General features: G+C 63.7%; 19 protein-coding genes. 8 read left to right on the top strand and 11 right to left on the bottom strand.

Annotated elements, in window-relative coordinates:
- Positions 1-48: 48 nt before the first annotated feature.
- On the bottom strand, positions 49-1,194 hold the full coding sequence (locus BM083_RS01235; RefSeq protein WP_049894183.1) for a PstS family phosphate ABC transporter substrate-binding protein: 1,146 nt from the start codon (positions 1,192-1,194) through the stop codon (positions 49-51).
- Between the two features lie 765 nt (positions 1,195-1,959).
- On the opposite strand from BM083_RS01235, the gene BM083_RS01230 reads away from it, so the two are divergent.
- From BM083_RS01230 to BM083_RS01215, 4 genes are all read left to right on the top strand, one after another.
- Entirely contained in the window at positions 1,960-2,271 is a 312-nt protein-coding gene (locus BM083_RS01230; protein WP_245756812.1) for a hypothetical protein, read from the top strand.
- Positions 2,272-2,387: 116 nt separating this feature from the next.
- Positions 2,388-2,579: a hypothetical protein gene (locus BM083_RS01225; RefSeq protein ID WP_009732968.1), complete on the top strand. Its 192-nt coding sequence runs from the start codon at positions 2,388-2,390 to the stop codon at positions 2,577-2,579.
- A gap of 62 nt (positions 2,580-2,641) precedes the next feature.
- Positions 2,642-3,166: a DUF4112 domain-containing protein gene (locus BM083_RS01220; protein ID WP_089864687.1), complete on the top strand. Its 525-nt coding sequence runs from the start codon at positions 2,642-2,644 to the stop codon at positions 3,164-3,166.
- Positions 3,167-3,269: 103 nt separating this feature from the next.
- The gene (locus BM083_RS01215; RefSeq protein ID WP_089864684.1) at positions 3,270-3,911 is read left to right on the top strand and encodes a class I SAM-dependent methyltransferase; all 642 of its coding nucleotides are present in this window, start codon (positions 3,270-3,272) and stop codon (positions 3,909-3,911) included.
- A 703-nt stretch (positions 3,912-4,614) separates the two neighbouring features.
- Here the strand turns inward: BM083_RS01215 and BM083_RS01210 are convergent.
- Entirely contained in the window at positions 4,615-5,631 is a 1,017-nt protein-coding gene (locus tag BM083_RS01210; protein ID WP_089864679.1) for a DMT family transporter, read from the bottom strand.
- 207 nt (positions 5,632-5,838) lie between these two features.
- Between BM083_RS01210 and BM083_RS01205 the strand changes: the two genes are divergently transcribed.
- Both BM083_RS01205 and rnhB read left to right on the top strand, forming a co-directional pair.
- Positions 5,839-7,128 carry a tRNA pseudouridine(54/55) synthase Pus10 gene (locus BM083_RS01205; RefSeq protein ID WP_089864676.1) on the top strand — a complete coding sequence of 430 codons (1,290 nt, stop codon included), beginning with the start codon at positions 5,839-5,841 and terminating at the stop codon, positions 7,126-7,128.
- 144 nt (positions 7,129-7,272) lie between these two features.
- On the top strand, positions 7,273-7,929 hold the full coding sequence (gene rnhB / locus BM083_RS01200; RefSeq protein WP_089868269.1) for a ribonuclease HII: 657 nt from the start codon (positions 7,273-7,275) through the stop codon (positions 7,927-7,929).
- A 3-nt stretch (positions 7,930-7,932) separates the two neighbouring features.
- Here rnhB and BM083_RS01195 read toward each other — a convergent pair whose 3' ends face one another.
- From BM083_RS01195 to secF, 5 genes are all read right to left on the bottom strand, one after another.
- On the bottom strand, positions 7,933-8,184 hold the full coding sequence (locus BM083_RS01195) for a hypothetical protein (protein WP_089864673.1): 252 nt from the start codon (positions 8,182-8,184) through the stop codon (positions 7,933-7,935).
- Positions 8,185-8,277: 93 nt separating this feature from the next.
- On the bottom strand, positions 8,278-8,520 hold the full coding sequence (locus BM083_RS01190; protein WP_089864670.1) for a DUF7511 domain-containing protein: 243 nt from the start codon (positions 8,518-8,520) through the stop codon (positions 8,278-8,280).
- A gap of 178 nt (positions 8,521-8,698) precedes the next feature.
- Positions 8,699-8,977: a hypothetical protein gene (locus BM083_RS01185; RefSeq protein ID WP_089864668.1), complete on the bottom strand. Its 279-nt coding sequence runs from the start codon at positions 8,975-8,977 to the stop codon at positions 8,699-8,701.
- Between the two features lie 46 nt (positions 8,978-9,023).
- On the bottom strand, positions 9,024-10,610 hold the full coding sequence (locus BM083_RS01180; protein WP_089864665.1) for a preprotein translocase subunit SecD: 1,587 nt from the start codon (positions 10,608-10,610) through the stop codon (positions 9,024-9,026).
- Positions 10,610-11,518, bottom strand: coding sequence for a protein translocase subunit SecF (secF, locus tag BM083_RS01175; protein WP_089864662.1), 909 nt, complete (start codon positions 11,516-11,518; stop codon positions 10,610-10,612). The genes BM083_RS01180 and secF overlap by 1 nt, the downstream gene beginning before the upstream one ends.
- A 209-nt stretch (positions 11,519-11,727) precedes the next feature.
- Here secF and BM083_RS01170 point away from each other — a divergent pair, with 209 nt between their 5' ends.
- Entirely contained in the window at positions 11,728-12,102 is a 375-nt protein-coding gene (locus tag BM083_RS01170; RefSeq protein WP_089864658.1) for a DUF7968 family protein, read from the top strand.
- A gap of 16 nt (positions 12,103-12,118) precedes the next feature.
- Here the strand turns inward: BM083_RS01170 and BM083_RS01165 are convergent, their stop codons facing one another.
- Together BM083_RS01165 and BM083_RS01160 are read right to left on the bottom strand one after the other, a co-directional pair.
- A complete protein-coding gene (locus BM083_RS01165; protein WP_089864656.1) occupies positions 12,119-12,598 on the bottom strand; it encodes a DUF5812 family protein in 480 nt (159 codons plus the stop codon).
- 85 nt (positions 12,599-12,683) lie between these two features.
- Positions 12,684-13,226, bottom strand: a complete 543-nt coding sequence (locus BM083_RS01160) for a DUF8056 family protein (RefSeq protein ID WP_089864654.1) — start codon at positions 13,224-13,226, stop codon at positions 12,684-12,686.
- Positions 13,227-13,487: 261 nt separating this feature from the next.
- Between BM083_RS01160 and BM083_RS01155 the strand changes: the two genes are divergently transcribed.
- Complete coding sequence (locus BM083_RS01155) at positions 13,488-14,774, top strand: glucose-6-phosphate isomerase (RefSeq protein ID WP_089864651.1); 1,287 nt, start codon at positions 13,488-13,490, stop codon at positions 14,772-14,774.
- Positions 14,775-14,813: 39 nt separating this feature from the next.
- Here BM083_RS01155 and BM083_RS01150 read toward each other — a convergent pair whose 3' ends face one another.
- Positions 14,814-15,104 carry a hypothetical protein gene (locus BM083_RS01150; protein ID WP_089864648.1) on the bottom strand — a complete coding sequence of 97 codons (291 nt, stop codon included), beginning with the start codon at positions 15,102-15,104 and terminating at the stop codon, positions 14,814-14,816.
- Positions 15,105-15,153: 49 nt separating this feature from the next.
- A complete protein-coding gene (locus BM083_RS01145; RefSeq protein WP_089864644.1) occupies positions 15,154-16,575 on the bottom strand; it encodes an FAD-binding oxidoreductase in 1,422 nt (473 codons plus the stop codon).
- Positions 16,576-16,651: the final 76 nt, after the last annotated feature.

Below are 16,651 nucleotides of genomic sequence, written 5' to 3'. Positions count from 1 at the left end.
GTACCCCTGCACGCTACTCAGCGGTTGTAACGACGGGAACCCGCGAGCTCAGTTCGACTGCTCGGCGAGTTTGGCCATCTCCTCTTCGCGTCGCTCCGGCGGGAGCTTGAAGTAGTTGTTCGGCTCGACGAAGTTCGTCTGGCCGAACTCGCTGAGGAGCATGGCGAGGAACGCCGACTCCTTCTTCGAGGTTCCTTCCCACGTGTAACAGTGGAGGTCACGCGAGAGCGGGTATCCCTTCGCGCCGAGGTTCTTCCCGTACTCGTACGTCGTCCCTTCGAGTTCGAGTGCAATCGGCGGAACCGCGCCGTCGGGTTGAACGAACGCCAGTGCGATGTACCCGATAGCGTTGTCGGAGTTGGCGATGGCCTGCTGGAGCTGCTGGTTCTGGCCGTAACGGCCGTCGATACCCGGCATCGACGCCTCGGGGTCGTCGTAGAGGTTCGCACGGAACGCGGTGTCGGTTCCGGAGCCTTCGGCGCGGCCGAGTGCCTGAATCTCGCGGTCTGGGCCGCCGACTTCGTTCCAGTTGGTTATCTCGCCCTTGTAGATCTGACGCAGTTGGTCACCGGTCAGCTTCGTGACGCCAGCGTCTTTGATAGCTTTACTGACGACGATAGGCTGGCCGTCGACGCCGACGACGTGGTCGACGAACTGCTCGTAGGAGTCTCGCTCGGGGAGTTCGTCCTCGACGGGGGCCGACGAGTCACCGATGTCGACCTGTCCGTTCATGACCTTCTCCACACCGGTTCCGGAGTGCGAGAGACCGACGTTGACGAAGAACGGAGGCTGACCCTCACTCCCCGGCTCGAAGCCGTAGAGGCCGGCCCAGTAGTCGGCGAGCGGTTTGTCGGTGTCGATGTCGTACTGACCCGGACCCCAGTACTCTTCGTCGTCCGCGGGCGGGTTGGAGTTCCAGACGGACCCACCGTCGCTCGTGATAGGGTAGACGGTCGAAGAGCCGTCAGCCGTCAGCGGGCTGGACGAACTGGAGCTCTGCGTCTCCGTCTCGCCGCTCGCGGCTTCCTCGGTGGACTCGCCGCCGCTCGACGTTGCCGAGCTCTCGCCGGAACCGCCGTCTTCGGAGCTGGAGCCGGAACAGCCGGCGAGGGCCGTCACACCAGCTGCACCGGAGGCGAGGAGGAACTTGCGTCGTGTTGCCGATTCGTCTTGTCGCTCTGAGTCACGCGCCATCACCAGCACATCGACAGTTCACACGTAAGAGGGCTGCTAATACCTATATACAGGAGTTAGGAGATTAATGGAGTGGTAGTAGTCGTCAGAGCTGCAACTGACGCATATATATCTCTATTGACCGTGTGGTTCGCTCGACGATAAGACTACCAGAACGTTTTAACTTATTTCTTTTGCTAATTATCGAGAAATATATGCGTCGAACAGCTTTCGAACCCTCTCGCCCAAACAGTGTCATCAAATGTCACACCTGAACAATGTTTAAGTTCCTGCCCCGAATCGGGTAGAGTACGCAACGGTGAACATGATGACCACTCTGACCAACAGTTCCCGGCCGTCCGCTCGCTATGGTGGCGACGCCGGGAGTATTCGTTGCATGAAGTGCAACGGAGCGGTCGGGGTGGGCTCTCACCCACGCACTCGGTTCGACCTCGTCGTCGCCTAATCCACGGACTGGACGCGGCGGCCGTCGACCCGCTTCTCTGAATCCGACGAGAGGAGAGGGCTGACGCTATCGGTCGACCCGACGCGGGTCTCGCCTTCTCCGCCGCATCCTCACGCCGACGACAGTCACCCGAGAGTCAGCCGACTGTCTCGGTGGCCGACACGGAACAGACCGACACGAACCGCGTCGTCGGTGTCTGTCGAGTCGACCACCAGCACTCCCAGTGAGAGGCATCACTACCCATCTACCCCTGCGGGTACCGCCCGTGGTGCGCGCCGACCCGTCTCGGCGTGTCGCGTTCGAACCGCGACAGGGGCCTCATGTCAGTCCAAAAATTACCCGACGTGACGGTCGACGCGAAACTGACCGTGCTCGTCTCGCGACACGCTCGCGGCGACCTCCACGACGGCGTCCACGAACGACTCCAGAAGATAGACGGCGTCCAGCGCGTCGAGACGGCCGACATCCGCGGGCTCCGCCCCGGTCTCAACGACCTCACGGTCGAGGTTCAGGCGGTGCTTCGCCTCCGACCGACCGCGCTCGACGACGACAGTATCGCCGCACAACTCGCCGACGGGTTCGGTATCAAGCGCGCCGTGGCGACGGTCGATTCGGACACCGGCATCAGCTGACAGGTGCAGATCCGCACGTCTGTCTGCCCCTGTCGGTGACGCCACCTTCGGCCCTCCCACCTCGCGACGCTCGTCGGCTCTCGTATCGCTCGACGAACCCACACCATCCAGTCCCCATGAAACGACATCGCGTCACCCGACACGACACTGCACAGCCCTACGACTCCCGACCCGCACCCCCGTTCCACGTCTCACTGGCGCTCACGCTGGTGGCACCGGCCGTGGTGTTCGTGGTCGCCTACCCGCTGCTCTCGGTCCTCTTGGCCGTCGTCGCCGCCGTCGCGGTCGTCGGCGTCCGTCGAGAGTAGCGCGACTCTCGCCCGCGTTTTCTGCCGCGAGACTCAAGCCGATAGCCGCCGTTCGGTGTACTGTGAGTGACACCCAGTCGAGCGAGGCGTGGTATCCGGCTACCGAGGACGTCGACGCCAGAGAGACCACAGAGACGCTCGACCGACTCCACGGCATCAGCCACCTCCTCGACAACGCGATTCGGATTCCCGGAACGAACTACCGAATCGGTCTCGACCCGCTTTTGGGGCTTCTGCCCGTCGTCGGCGACGCACCGACGACGGCGATGGCGGCGTACATCGTCGTCGAAGCGGCGTATCTCGGTGTGCCACGAGAGACGCTGCTACGGATGCTGTTCAACCTGGTCGTCGACGCGACGCTCGGGTCGATACCCGTCGTCGGCGACGTGTTCGACGCCGTCTGGAAGGCCAACGCGCGGAACGTCCAGTTACTGGAAGCCCGGCGACTGGACCCCGACGGCGGGGCCGAAGATAGACGCTTCCTCCTCGTCGCAACCGCTTGCTTGCTCGGCGTTCTGCTCGCGCTGGGAGCGGCGTCGACACTGCTGGCCGTGTGGGTGCTCGGCGAACTCGGGGTCGGGTTCTAGTAGCGAGTAGCGGACGTCTTCGTACTCGTTACCGTCACACGCTTCCGGCCTTCTGAAATCTGCGTGCTGGATAGAGGGTACAAGTCGCGAGTACCTGTCAGCGATGATTCTTGAGACCCTTATCTTTCAGCGCATCGTATTCGCCGTATCGATGACCGACACGGAACGTGACTCTCACGGCTACACTCCGATGGACTACGATGCGGACAGCGAGACAGACGAGGTGTACCAGAGGTGTCTGTCGTCTCTCCTCACACACGCGCCCATCGAGCCCGACGATGTCGTGCTCGATATCGGTACGGGTACTGGCATCGTCGCTTTCGAACTTGCGTCGAAGTGTGACCACGTGATAGGACGAGACATCTACGACGAATGGCTCCGACACGCCCGTAAGAAGGCAGAGCAGCGCAGCATCGAGAACGTCTCGTTCGGCCACGGATCCTTCCGTGAACCGAACGTCGACGAGCCGGTGAATGTCATCGTCGCCAGCTATGCCCTCTACATGGCCTACGACGAAGGAGGCGAGGACGAGTTACGCGCCGCTATCGATAGTCTCGCGTCGCTGAATTCGCGGTGTGTAGTGGTCGCTGACAAGATGCGTTTCGAGCCGGCACAGTCTCCAAGCGATTACGAGACGCTCCCACCGATGGGAACCGTCGCAAATCTCCTCATGGATGCAGGCTTCACGCTCACCGATATCGAAATCATCACCGAGTCGGTCGGTGTCATCATCGCCACCCGATAGCACCGCGTCAGCAGCCTTCCAACGAGAGTTCAGCACACGAGTTCTGACAGCGAGTGGGTAGCTTTCAGCGAGCGTGCCGAATAGAGGGCGCAAGTCGGTCAAACTGCCCTTTGTCTCTGCGGTAGCTATTTTCCAATCCCAGAGTGATTGTACGGTATGAATCGGTCTCGCGTTCTTCAGGGATTCGGTGGTCTCAGTCTCTTTCTCGGTTGTATCTCGGTTTGGTACGCATTCCAGCGTCAGATGTGTTCTGGGGGTGGAGAATGCGCTCCGAATATCGTGTATCTCCTTCCCGGGGTTCTTGCTATCCTTCTTGGGGCCAGTTTAGCTGTGTTTGCGTATCGACGCAGTCCTGCGAAGAATGCGATTCAAGCCTGATAGGCTCACCCTCTATATTCGGCTCTGTAGCTTCGCTAGACTGCGGCCAATTTGGCTATATTTCAGCCGATGTTCTCACAGTAAATCTCGTGAATCTTTTGCCAGTACCGACCGTTCGTTCCTTTGTTTTTCGCACAAACCGAGAGACTCCGGTTGATTTGACGAACGAGTCTCTCTACTGACTATTTTGGGCCCACTTTCCACCAATTGCAGCGCAGTCTAGCGAAGCTACAGAGCCCTATATTCAGCACGCACCTTCTGACAACCTCAGGAGAATAGACCGAGTGATTGTCTGACTCTTTTCGCCAGCCTCTGGAACTCGACTTCAGTCGTCGCTCGGGTAGGCGTGGGTCGTCGTCGACTGCGCCGGCGAGTCGGGGACGTAGACGTTCTCCGCGGAACGCCCACGGCTGAGTCGTGCTTCGAGTCGAACCAGACGGGGGAAGACGACGTCCCACTTCATCAGCGAGAAGCCACCGAAGATGAGCGCGAATCCGCCGACGGTGGTGGCGGTGATGGACTCACTGAGGAGTGCCCATCCCGCGAGTGCCGCGAAGACGGGAACGGCGTAGTTGACGAGGCTGATTTCGACCGGTCCGAGTTCGTCCAGCAGGTGGAAGTAGATGAGGAACCCGCCTGCGCCGGCGGCGACGGCGAGGTACGCCAGCGAGAGCAGGACGTCGGGAGACCACCGAACGGTACCAATCGACGGTTCGCCGAGGACGACGTGGAGGACGTGGAGCAATCCCGCACCGAGGAGCATGGTCCACGCTTGGGTCGTCGCCAGCGGGAGTTTGGCGGGAAGTCGGTCGGTGAGCACCGCGCCGAAGGCGAAACTCACGGCCGAGAGGAACATCAGCGCGACGCCGACGAACTGGCCGCCGAGCGCCGACGGGTCGGGGTTGGCGACGACGACGACGCCCGCGAGGCCGAGCAAGACGCCCAGCATCCCTGGAAGGCCAATTCGCTCGTCGGGGAGGAGAAACCACGCGAACAGCGGTGTCAGCATCGGTGTCGTACTCAGGACGATTGCGCCGGTGGCGCTCGTCACGTACTGCTGGCCGGTGAAGAGGAGGCCGAAGTGAAGACCGATGACCAGCACGCCGCCGACGCCGACGAGTGTCCACTCGTCGCGTCCGCGGGGACGCCAATGAGCGGTCCGTACCACCGCGAGTGCGAGGAGAAGCACGCCGGCGATGTCGTAGCGGAGGGCCGCAAAGAGGACCGGTGGGAGTTCCGCCAGGCCGGATTTGATGGCCATGAAGGAAGTTCCCCAGACGAATGCGAGTGTGACGAACAGCAGTGTGTTACGATGTTTGGTCAGATTCGAGATAGCTTTCATGAATTACGTGTCTCAGTCAGTGAAACGACGTAATAGCCCCGTACACATGAATATTCTTAAGGTCACGGTAACACACAGCACGGGTGTGAATTGGGGGCACAGCTCCAAAAAAATATATAATGGTCGGGCGTGCCGAGACGGGTTGTCGTCGGGACTGGCACCGCGCGAATAGCAAGGCAATTACATCCGCGCTCACTGCCATACAGCATGAGCATCCTCGACGACGCCCGTGCACTCGCCGAGAGCGGCCCGCTCTGTGACGCTTGCTTGGGCCGCGTCTTCGCCGACAAGAGTTTCGGGCTGACGAACGCCGAGCGCGGACGCAGTCTCCGCGTCGCCGCCGCACTCGACGCCGACGAACCGTTCGAACCCGTAGAGACGACGGACTGTTGGGTCTGTGAAGGCCGCTGTGCGGAGTTCGACGAGTGGGCCGAGCGATGTGCCGAAAGCATCGACGGCGTGGAGTTCGGGACGTACCAGGTCGGGACGCGAACCCCGCCGCTCATCGAGGAGAACGAACTGCTCCTACGCGAGGGGGCCGGACTCGACGAAGACGCCGGTGAACTGTTCAAATCGGAGTTCAACCGCGAAGTCGGCAAACGCGTCGGCCAACTCACCGAGACGGAAGTCGACTTCTCTCGCCCAGATGTCCAGTTCACGCTGAACCTCGAAGACGACGACGTGGAGACGCGCGTCCACTCGGCGTTCGTCTACGGCCGGTATCGAAAGCTCGAACGCGACATCCCGCAGACCGAGTGGCCTTGCCGCGAGTGCGACGGCAGTGGGTATCAGGGCAAACAGACCTGTGACTACTGCGGCGGGTCGGGCTACCTCTACGACGAGAGCGTCGAGCAACTCAGCGCCCCCGTCGTCCTCGACGTGATGGACGGCGTGGAGGCGCTGTTCCACGGTGCGGGCCGCGAGGACGTCGACGCGCTGATGCTCGGGACGGGTCGCCCGTTCGTCATCGAGGTGAAAGAGCCCCGTCGCCGGAGCATCGACGTCGAGCAGTTGGAGGGCGACATCAACGCCTTCGCCGAGGGGAAGGTCGAAGTCGAGGGACTCCGCCTCGCCACCTACGACATGGTCGAACGCGTGAAGGAACTCGACGCCAACAAGACCTACCGTGCGGAGGTCGAGTTCGGCGACGACGTGACCGAAGAAGCACTCGAAGAAGCACTCGCCGAACTCGACGGCGCGACGGTCGAACAGTACACGCCGCACCGCGTCGACCACCGACGCGCCAGCCTCACGCGCACGCGTGACGTCTACAGTGCGACCGGCGAACTCCACGACGCTCGCCACGCCACCGTCGACATCCACGGCGCGGGCGGCCTCTACATCAAGGAACTCGTCTCCGGCGACGAGGGCCGGACGAACCCCAGTCTGGCGGGCATCCTCGGCGTCGACGCCGTCGTGACGGCACTCGACGTCGTCGCCGTCGAGGGCGAGGAGGAGACGTTCGAGGACGAGGAGTTCTTCAAGCAAGGCGAGTAGGCGGGTCCGGCGACGGTCGATTACTCTCTCTTCTACACTGACTTCTACAGTCGCTCTGGCGCGTGGCTTCGCGGCTGTGCTGTCTGGGTCGACCGACCGCAGAAGCAAACACTTAGTCGTCACCCGAAGACAACCCACCTAATGATTCGCGTCGGCGCGGACGAAGCAGGCAAAGGGCCGGTGCTCGGGCCGATGGTCGCAGCAGCGGTCCGCGCCGACCCGACGCTCCTTCCCGACGACATCGACGACTCGAAACAGGTCGCCCCGGCACGCCGCGAGGAAATTGCGACAGCCCTCCGCGCACACGACGACGTCGACGTCGGCGTCGGCGTGATTTCGACCGACCGTATCGACGACCCCGAGACGGACATGAACTCGCTCACCGTCGCCGCACAGGTCGAAGCCGTCGCCGCCATCGCGTGCGACGGCGACACCGTCGTCGTCGACGCAGGCGACGTGAGCGAAGAACGGTTCGGCCGGCGAGTCCGCGACGGCGTCGCCGAGATAGGCGTCGACATCGACGTCGTCTCCGAACACGGCGCGGACGAGACCCACGGTATCGTCGGCGCGGCGAGCATCGTCGCCAAGGTAGAGCGCGATTCGAGAGTGGAGGCGATTGCCGAGGAGTACGACGCCTACGGCGACGTCGGCAGCGGCTATCCGAGCGACCCGAAGACGCGCAGGTTTCTGAAAGCGTACGTCGCTGACCACGGCGACGTGCCGGACTGTGCCCGCCGGTCGTGGTCGACCTGTGCGGACCTCTTGGCGGCGCGAGAACAGTCGTCGCTGGGCGAGTTTTGAGTGTTACCAGCGTGGACCATCTTCGGGTTCGCCGGGTGGAGGCAATCTGAACTGGCCGACGAGTACCACCGCACCGACGAAGCCAACGAAGAGACCGAGTCCGCCGGCGTCGAATCCTCCGAGAAGCGCGTAGACGCCGGTGAAGAGGGCGAACCCGCCGAGAATCGTCGTCTGGAGGTGACGGACCGCGCCGTCGAGTTCGTCGCGAACGACCTGTCGGACTTCTGCTTCGGAGAGACTGTCGTCGGAGGGCATAGCTATCGAGTCAGTAAATTCAGAGAAAAGCGTTCCGTGTCGACTACTGTCCCGTCTCGTAGCGAGAAACGGCCTCGTGAGCGTTCGGTCGGTCTAGCACATCCCGTCGAGGTCGACGTAGGAGCCGTCCTGTGCGGAGAGCCACGTCGTCAACCGTTCTTCGCCCTCGGTCGCAGTCGGAGAGATGGTACACTCGTCCGGCGCGTCCTCGTACCGAGCGATCTCGGCGTCGTACGTCGGTTGCGTGGCGTCGGACCCGTAGAAGGGTGGCACCTGCATGCTTCCGTCAGTATCCGCGTCGGTCGAGTCGGCGCTGGGAGATGTAGATGTTACCATGGTTGTATCGTCGCGTCCCGTCGGTGTCCGACGGGCGAATATCGTCTCGATTAGGAAACAGTTCGTCGAAGTCGACGAGTAGGACACACCAGGCCGGCGGTCTCCGAAACCTGATAAGACGAGTAAATAGAGGGGTGCTGGCCTGAAAAGTCCCGTCATTTCGGGACGAAGCGGCGTTTCACTCTGTCGACGAAGCGTCGGTTCGAGACGCTCGACGCTCTGCGAACGGCCGTTGACCGGACAGCGAGACGAGACCGAAGAGGAGGAACAGACCACCGGCGGCGAGGGCGACGAGCGGATAGCCGCCCACGACGACGGCAATCAAGAGCAGTTGCCCGCCGCAGAACACGGCGAGACCGCCGAAGAGCGTGGTACGCTGGTATCGAAGTGCGGCATCCGTCTCTTCACGGACGATGGAACGGACGTCGTCTGGAGAGAGTTCGTCGTCGGAGGGCATAGCTACCGAATCAGCGAGTCGAAAGAAAAGCGTTCTGCGTTTTCGACTACCGGTCGTCCGTCAGGAGCGCACGGAGGATGTCACCGTAGGCGGGCCGCGTGAGCAACACACCCGCGATGACGCCGAGGATGGTGAAGATGGCGAAGCCCTGCAAATCGCCGAGCGAGAGCACGGCGAGCGGACTCATCGCGATGATGGTCGTCGCGGCGGCGGCACCGATGACCCAGAACGCCTTCTTGAAGCGCGACTGGAAGATCTTCCGCGAGCGAATCTCACCCTCTTGCATCACCTCGTCGGCGATGATGATGAGGTCGTCCACCCCCGTCCCGATGACGGCGATGAACCCCGCGATGACCGAGAGGTCGATTGGGTAGCCGATGGCGGCGGCGAACCCGAGCAGGATGACCACCTCCGAGAGCGCCGTCACGATCATCGGCAGCGCGACTTTCGCCTCGCCGTAGCGGACGAAGACGACCGCGCTGACCGCGAGGACGGCGATGAGTCCCGTGATGAGCGAGTCGCGCTTGAAGTCCTCACCCTGCGAGGGCGAGATGAATGAGGAAGTTCCCTCGCCGCCCTCGCCGATGTCGAGTTGTGCCGGGAGCGCACCGGCGCGGAGGTTGATGGCGAGCGTCTGTGCCTCCGAGAAGTTCTGCGTGGCGAGGATGAACTGCGGGTCCTGCGTCCACTCGCCGCTGAGCATGCTCGACGCGAGCGACGGCGACATGCCGGCCGCGTAGACGACTTCACCGTCCACCTTCGTCAGGAGACACGGGTCAGTGTTGTTGGGCGAGTCCTCGTAGCGACAGGTCGTCCCACCGGGCTGAGCGACACCGGTCTCCACGACGTCCTGCCGGAACTCCTCGGCTTTGTCCTCACCGACGACGACGGGGACGTTCGGCGGGAACTGACCCTCACCTTGCTCTGCCGCACCGATGCGGCGGAAGTCACCCTGTTCGAGGACGGCCTCGCGAGTCTGGTAGGTGCCGTTCTCGGTCTGGTAGTAGATGTCGATGCGGACGCTCCCGCGGGAGTCGACGAGGTCGAGCACGTCCGAGCGGTCCTGTCCGGGCACCTCGATGAGGATGAAGTGTTCACCCGTCGAGGTGGTCACCTGCTGGACCGTCCCGCCGCTCAGTCCGGCCTCGTTGATCTTGCTCTCCAAGACCGCGACGGTCTGTCGGCGGGTCGTCTCGGTGACACCCTCGCGGACGTCGCCGTGTTGGTAGCCCGCCGCGTCGAGTGCGTTCGCGAGTTGCTGTGTCGAGACGTTCTCGGCGGTCACTTCGACGGCGTTGGTCGGTTGGTCGGGACCGGCACGTTGGGCAGTCACGTCGGTGACTGGCACGCCGTCCAGTTCGGCGGTGACGTTGTCCTCGACTGAGGCGAGACTCTCGTTGCCGAACTCTACCTCTTCGGCCGTGACGCCGACGAGCGGTGCGCGGATACGCGTCCCACCGGAGAGTTCGAGACCGAACTGGAGGTTCGTCGGTCCGTCTCGGGTGGCGTTGTCACCGCCCGCGGGCGGAGACGACCCGGACGTCAACCCCGGCGGTGCGAACAGCGCGAACGTACTGCCGAGGAGGACGACGACGAGGAGTATGACGCGCCAGTTGTCGCGGAGGAACCCCATCAGCGAGCCACCCCCTCGAACTTCCACCAGCGAAGCAGACTCAAGTTGAGCATGTAGGTGTTCATCAGGTCGGCCGTGAGACCGAAGACGAGCACGATACCGATGGAGGCGAGCAGTTGAATCCCGAACAGCGTCGCCGTGATGGTCATGACGACCATCGCCGCGAGCGACGTCAGCGTCATCGTCACACCGGTCCGCATCGCGCTGGCCACAGAGGTGTAGAAGTCACCGCTGCGCCGGAGGACGTGGTTGTTCAACAGGATGTCCGAGTCGACGGAGTACCCGATGAGCATGAGCAAGGCGGCGACGGTTCCGAGCGAGAGTTCGATACCCAAGAGATTCATCAAGGCGACGGGGATGACGATGTCGGAGAACGCCGAGATGACGACGGCGATAGAGGGGACGAACGTCCGGAACATCGCGAACACGAGGATACTCATGCCGAGGAAGGCGAGACCGACGCCGCCGAGTGCGAGTATCTGTGTGTCGGCACCGAAACTCGGGCCGACGGCGTCGATAGAGCGAATCTCGAACCCGGCCTGTTCGGCCTGATTCTCTAGCTGCGTGGTGGTCGGCGCGCCACCACCGTCCTGTGATTCGAAAGTGACGATGTAGGTGTTGTCGGCGGCGGCGACAGAGCGTATCGACTCGGGAGTCGTCGAGAACGCCTGTCCGATCTGGTCACGGGCCGCCGCGTCGTTCGGCGCGTCGACGGCGAGGCGGAGTTCCGTCCCGCCGGTGAACTCGACACCGGGGTCGACCGGCGCACCCGTCAACGCGAACGTCGCCGCGATGACGAGGAGCGCGATGGCGAGCACCGCGAGCGGTACGGCCGCCAGTTGGCGATTCGAATACCGCGTGTAGTCGACCTCGAAGAGGTCGAACGGAAGATTCGACGTACCGGACACGGTGTCAGGCCACCTCCAGTACTGCGAACTGCATCATGCGTTCGGGTCGTTCTGGACGCCGAATAAGCCTTCTTCTTTACAGATATCTTGCACGCCGGACTATCACACCGGGTGACGGGTCGAGACGGGCCGAGACAGGCCGAGACGGCCGGTGGCGGCGGTTCGGCTCCTGCCGTGAGGCATTTGGGAGCACAAAGCATACAGAGAGTATGAAGACGGCTCACGAGCGTTCAGACGGTTCCGAGAGTCCCGAAAGTCCCGAGAGTGCCAAACTCGCGACGCGCGTCGTCGTCTCTTACCCGACGGCTCTGAGCAGGTGGGGACGCGACCAAGTGACCAGTAGCCGCTACGTGAACTATCTCCGGAAGACACTGGGTGAGGTGCGTGTCGGCGACGAGTTCGAAGAGTTCGCCGACGTCGGCTGTTGCGGCAACACGCTCGACGTGCCGTTCCGCGTCGAAGCCGTCGACGACGGCGCGAGAGTCGGTCCCGACACCGTCGTCGAGTTCGTCGAACGCGACGCACCGATGGAGGGCGGATGGCGCGTCCAGAGTGCGGCAGGACCGGACGAGTGCGAACGGTAGCGTTCGTCGGAATCGCTTAGGGCATGTAACGGACGCTCACGACGCCCGGTGTCCAGCGAATCTCGACGCGGTTGACGCCGAGACGGGCCGCCCGACTGAGCGTCGTCTCCACGTCGTCGGCGACGTCGTCGACGGCCTGTTCGGTCAACTCCTCGGGGACGGTGAGGACGTGAATCTCACCGGTCCCTGCGCGTTCTTCGCGGTGGACGTTTCCTGTCTCCTGCTCGGCGGCGAGGTCTGTGACGTGGGCTGTCGGTGACTCGTCGTTCTTCTCTATGGAGATCGACCAGCGACGCTCGATTTCGACGAGTTGCCACGAGACGTTCATCGGTGGGTCGGGGGCGACGGTGCCCGTGACGGCGTCGTGAACCTCGACACCGGGGTTCGACGACAGCGTGTGGACCTGCCCGTCGTGGACGTCTTTCAGTACCGCCGACTCCTCGTCGGCAGCGGTGACGAGGAACGTACTCTCCTTGTGCTCTTGCTCGTCGGTCATTGGCCTCTCTACTGTGTCGGGCCTTTTCCCGGTTTCGTCGCGTAGGCGGTACGGGAGTCGCTCGCACACGACAGGCTCGCGTCCCCTACTCGCCGACGACGCGGTGGACGACCCAGATGAGCGCACCCGCGAGTGCCGGTGGGAGGAGCGCGGCGAGTTGCGGGAGGTCGTACAGGACGGCGATGACGGGCGCGAAGAGACCGGTCGGTTGTCCCTGACACACCTGTTCGCCGTCGAGTGTGAAGCACTCCGGGATGGAGATGACGAGCGCGACGTACAGCGAGGCGATGAATACGTAGCCCGCGACGGCGAGCAACTGGTCGTAGCGCACGCCTGCGTCGGGTGCCAGCCCCCGCCGGTGGCGACGCGCGACGAGGAGCACCGGTGCGAGGACGGGCGCGACGAGAAACAGACCGACGACGATGTAGAACGCCCGCGAGAGCGTCAGCGACCCGCCCTGCACGCTAGCCGTCTGCCCGAACAGGACGACGAGACTGAGTGCGACGAACAGTGAGAGGACGGTCGCGGCGAGGCCGCCGACGACGACGTAGGACTTGAACAGTCGGGAGTCGGTCCGCCCGAACGCGTAGGGGAACGCCCCGAACAGCCCGCGATACCCATCTGCCATTGGTCGAGGTTAGGGGTTGGGGCGATTAAACTGCCCGATTCGGCTGTCGAGATGCGGGGCGAGACGACTACTGTGGCGCACGCTAGCGACGCCACTGTACGTCGACAGTCGGCGTGCGAGGACTTACTCTCTCAATGGGACTTTCGAGAGTCGTCAGTGCCAACGGAGAAGACACACAGCCATCGGACCTCGTGGACGTTTCGGGACAGATGAGGACGTGTGAGGACAACGACTTTACTCCCGCCCTACGCGCGTTCACGCATGTACGTCGACCTCGGTAACGTTCTCGGCACGACACCTGGCGTCTCGAAGGAGGCGCTGGAGCGACTGGACGGGCGCGTCGCCGACGCCCACGAGCGAATCGAACAGGGCCGCGCGGACAGTGAACACGGCTACGCCGCGCTCAACTTGCCGGAGACGACCGACCCCGACGAGATTCGGAACGCCGTCTCGCGGTTCGAAGACCCCGAGGCCGTCCTGACGGTCGGTATCGGCGGCAGCGCACTCGGCGCGGCCACCATTTCGGAGGCGCTCGACTCCGACGTCGACGCCTACTACCTCGACAACGTCGACCCCGAGTGGGTCTCGGGACTGCTCGACGACCTCCCGCTCGACGACACCGTGGTCAACGTCGTCTCGCGTTCGGGTACGACGGCCGAGACGCTCGCGAACTTCCTCGTCGTCCGCGAAGCGATGGACTCGGCGGGCGTCGACTGGACCGAGCGAACGTTCGTCACGACGGGCGAGGAGGGCAATTTGAGAGACCTCGCGGACAAACACGACCTCCCGGCGCTTCCGGTCCCGGACGGCGTGCCGGGCCGGTTCTCGGCGCTCTCGACGGTCGGGCTGGCCGTCGCCGCGATTCAGGGCCACGACCTCGACGCCCTGCTGGCGGGCGCTGCCGACGAAGCCGACCGCCTCTCCGGTTCGCTCTTCGAGTCACCCGCATACGCCTACGGCGCGACGACCTACGCACTCGACCGCCGTGGGGCCTCTATCAACGCGATGATGCCCTACGCCGAGTCCTTGGAGTACTTCGCCGAGTGGTTCGCCCAACTGTGGGCCGAGAGCCTCGGCAAGGACGGCGTCGGCCAGACGCCAGCCCGCGCACTCGGCGCGACCGACCAGCACTCGCAACTGCAACTCTACCGTGCTGGCCCCCGTGACAAACTCGTCACGCTCGTTCGGCCACGCGAGAAACAGGATACACAGATTCCCGAGACGGACCTCGACGGTCTCTCCTACCTCGGCGGGTCGTCACTCGGCGACCTGCTGGACGCCGAGTTTGAAGCGACGGAAGCCTCCCTCGCCGCCGCGGACTGCCCGAACATCCGCGTCGAAATTGACCGTGTCGACGAGCGTGGTCTCGGCGAACTTCTTTACGGGATGGAGGCGGCCTGCGTGCTCTACGGCGAACTCGACACCGTCTCGACGTTCACACAACCCGCCGTCGAATGGGGGAAGAAAGCCGCCCGCGGGTTGCTCGGCGGCGGCGACTTCGAGGAAGCCGACGCCGTCAGCGACAAGGTCCGACTCGAAGTCGAGTGAGTAGCGCGACAAGTAGCGAGCGACCTGCACCGCCGGGCCTCAAGACGACTGTTCCGGGCCGGTGAGCGCGGCAGCGTCGGCGTCGACGTTTCCTTCTTCGCCGTCTTCGCCGCCTTCTCCACCCTCACCGCCCTCGCTATCCATACCGTCTTCTTCGCCGCCTTCGCCACCTTCCCCTCCCTCTTCTCCCTCTCCATCCTCGCCGCCCTCCTCTCCTTCGCCGCCCTCACCCGGTGACGCACAGCCAGCGAGCGGAAGCGTCAGAGCAGTTCCTCCGAGTACAGTCAGCAGTCGTCGACGGTCGAGTGTCGGGGTTTCGGGTCGTTTCATCGTGTGCCGCGTTCACCGGAGACGCACATAGCCGCTGTGGCCGGGGGACTCAGGCCGCTGGCGTGATGTTCTGGTTCGACTGGAACAGGTTCTCCGGGTCGTACCGGGCTTTCACCTCGGCGAGTCGCTCGTAGTTGTCGCCGTAGACTGCCCGAACTAGTTCTTCTCCCTCTTCGCCGAACCCCGGGAAGTTGACGTAGAGTCCGCCGGGCGAGTACTGCTTCATGTCGGACCAGAGCGTCCGCGCCCACGCGACGTTCGCCTCGTCGGCGGCCGGGTCCTCCCAGTTGGCCTCGATGCCGAGCATGTGGGGCATCTCACGCCAGTCGATAGCCGTCTCGTCGTCGTCGACGCGGGCGATTGCACCACCGAGTTGCCAGACGTCGACCGTCGAGAGCTTCGATGGGGCCTCTCGCGCTGCGGTGGCGATGCGGTCGATGGCGTCGTCCGAGAGTTCCGAGAGGTACAGCGACTTCCAGTAGTAGCGTCGACCGTCCGGGTAGTCCTCGTCGAGCATCCGCTGGAGTTCCGCGAAGGGCATCACGCCACTGAAGTCGACGAGCGGCGTGGCGAAAGAGCGCGCTGGTTCGAACGCCTTCTCACCCTCGTCGACGGGACCGATGTAGGTCCCGAGGAAGCCAACACCGGGCTTGTCGCGTGCGTGTTCGGGGAACAGGTCGTCGTCGGGAACCCACATCGTGAAGGCGAGGAGACCGACTTCGTCGGGCGCGTCCTCGCAGAACGCACGGTACTGCCGAAGCAGGTCGGGGACGTCGTCGGCAGGGTGAACGACGAAGCACGCCATCACCTCCGGCCCGACCGGGTAGGCTTCGTACTCGAAGCTCGTCACGACGCCGAAGTTGCCGCCGCCGCCGCGGAGCGCCCAGAACAGGTCCGAATGCTCCTCGGCGCTCGCCGTAATCGAATCGCCTGCGGCGGTGACGATGTCGACGGAACGAAGCGCGTCACACGACAGACCGAAGCTCCGACTGAGGTGGCCGAAACCGCCGCCGAGCGTCAGTCCTGTGACACCAGTGGCGGAGACGACGCCGAGCGGGACGGCGAGACCGAACACCTGCGTCTCGCGGTCCACGTCGCCGATGGTCGCTCCCGCTTGGACTCTGACCCGGCGCGCATCCGCATCGACCCAGACGCCACGCATCTCCGAACAGTCGACGACGACACCGTCGTCACAGACGGCCGTCCCCGCCACGTTGTGACCGCCACCGCGAATCGAGATGGGGAGGTCCTGCTCACGGGCCGTGTCGACGCAGGCGACGATGTCCGCCGTTCCGGTACACCGGACGATTGCAGCGGGTCGGCGGTCGATGAGGCCGTTCCAGACCGACCGCGCCTCGTCGTAGCCGGCGTCGCCGGGTCGGATGACCTGGCCGACGACTCGCTCGTCGAGGGTTTCGAGGAGATATTCACCACGCGGTACGCCAGTCTCTCCGGATTCGTCGATAGACACGGTTCGGCACCGAAAGAGAGTACGCCCGAGAACTGCATAATCGCGTATTCTCGCCGGAAGACAGGTCAGAAAAGCG

Source organism: Halogranum rubrum, assembly GCF_900114455.1.
In the GTDB taxonomy this organism is placed as follows: Archaea; Halobacteriota; Halobacteria; order Halobacteriales; family Haloferacaceae; genus Halogranum; species Halogranum rubrum.
This window is presented reverse-complemented; position numbering and strand designations above follow the sequence as displayed.